2 protein-coding genes are annotated in these 2,022 nt (G+C 56.3%); one reads left to right on the top strand and one right to left on the bottom strand.

All coding sequences use genetic code 11. The features are described from left to right. The first annotated feature begins 402 nt into the window (after positions 1–402). Positions 403–1,611 (top strand): ammonium transporter, encoded by a 1,209-nt coding sequence (locus AC1DH9_RS28075; RefSeq protein WP_427543566.1) that lies wholly within the window; start codon positions 403–405, stop codon positions 1,609–1,611. Between the two features lie 73 nt (positions 1,612–1,684). Here AC1DH9_RS28075 and AC1DH9_RS28080 read toward each other — a convergent pair. After that, on the bottom strand, positions 1,685–2,022 hold a 338-nt coding region (locus tag AC1DH9_RS28080), incomplete at its 5' end, for a TrkA C-terminal domain-containing protein (RefSeq protein ID WP_477809231.1).

A 2,022-nucleotide genomic window follows, 5' to 3' on the forward strand; every position in this document is an offset into this window, starting at 1 on the left:
TTCTTGAGCAGTCTTTTCCGTTTTTCTGGCCATGATGATCTCCATTATTGGTGTGTGAAATGTTCGAGTATGAGCCTTGTTCGAAGGTTCAGTGCCAGGGGCTGTTCTCAAATAGATTCCCCCACCGCGTTGAGACCCCCCTAATGCCTGGTACAGCTTTTGCTATGTCGTGGTGCGTCAGCCAGTGCTGTTGTACTGAAACTGGGCGTGCTTCGCGAAAACCTTAACCTAAATAATAGAAACTCGCGCAAACACCCGAGCAACGATCGACCTCAATGAGTTTTTTGCGCCAAAACGGTTCGCCGGAATAAGGATGGATGCCAAGCCTGGTATCAACTTGGTGCGTAAATTGTCTCGGCGAACCGCTTTGGTGCTTTTGCGACTTTAAGGTCTGCCAACTCCATGGAAAATTTGCAAAGTGCTGTGGACAGCCTGGTCCATAGCTCCAATACACTGTTCATTCTGATCGGCGCTGTCATGGTTCTGGCCATGCACGCCGGTTTCGCATTTCTGGAAGTCGGCACGGTTCGGCAAAAAAACCAGGTCAACGCGTTATCGAAGATCCTCAGTGACTTTGCCATTTCAACGCTGGCTTACTTCTTTATAGGCTACTGGATTTCCTACGGTGTCACTTTCTTGCAACCGGCCGCGGTAATCAGCGCTGATCACGGCTATGGGCTGGTGAAGTTTTTCTTCCTGCTGACCTTTGCTGCCGCCATTCCGGCCATCATTTCCGGGGGGATTGCCGAGCGTGCCCGATTCGTTCCGCAGCTGTGTGCGACGGCGTTGATCGTGGCGTTCATTTATCCGTTTTTTGAAGGTGTGGTCTGGAACGGAAACTTCGGCCTGCAAGCCTGGTTGTTGGCTCGCTTTGGTGCCAGCTTCCATGATTTTGCCGGCTCCGTGGTAGTGCATGCCATGGGAGGTTGGCTGGCATTGGCGGCGGTATTGCTGCTCGGTCCGCGCAATGGTCGGTATCGCGACGGACGCCTGGTGGCGTTTGCGCCGTCGAGCATTCCGTTTCTGGCATTGGGTTCGTGGATTCTCATCGTCGGCTGGTTCGGCTTTAACGTGATGAGCGCGCAAACCCTGCAAGGCGTCAGCGGTCTGGTGGCGGTCAACTCGTTGATGGCGATGGTCGGTGGCACGGTAGCCGCATTGATTGTCGGTCGTAACGATCCGGGGTTCCTGCACAACGGTCCACTGGCCGGGCTGGTGGCAATTTGTGCCGGTTCCGACCTGATGCATCCGGTTGGCGCACTGGTGACCGGAGCCATTGCCGGGGCCTTGTTTGTYTGGTGTTTCATCGCGGCGCAAAGCCAATGGAAGATCGACGATGTGCTTGGCGTCTGGCCGCTGCATGGTCTTTGTGGCGTTTGGGGTGGGGTTGCCTGCGGGATTTTCGGTCAGAGCGCCTTGGGCGGGCTCGGTGGCGTCAGCCTGATCAGCCAGTTGATCGGCACTGCACTCGGGGTAGCCGTGGCACTGATCGGAGGCTTTGCGGTGTATGGCACGATCAAGCTGTTGCATGGGCTGCGGCTGAGCCAGGAAGAGGAGTATTACGGGGCGGATCTGTCGATCCACAAGATTGGTGCAGTCAGCCAGGATTGATTGCCTTCAGCCAATTGGTCGGGCACGCGCAGGAAATTTTCCGGTTCTGCGCGAGGAACCCGACCACACCTCATTATCCCGCCAACAGCCGAGCTTCACAGGCCTCGATGGCAGACAAGGTGCCCGACATCAACACCCGATCGCCCGCCAGCAAGCAGGTGGCGCCCTCAACTATCAAATCAGCGCCATTGCGCTGAATGGCTTGAACATCCACCCCCAATGCTTCAAGTGCCAGCTCATTCAAGGGCCGGCCGCATGCATGGGCATCCATTGTCAGGTTGACGGCATACATCAATACTTTCGGCTGCCCACGACTGTCCAACAGGTTGCTTTGCGCTCCGTGATAGAAGCCGTGCAGCAGGCGATAGCGCCCATGTCGCACTTCGTCGACACGCTCCTGGACCTGCGGAT

Source organism: Pseudomonas sp. 05T35, from assembly GCF_056396605.1.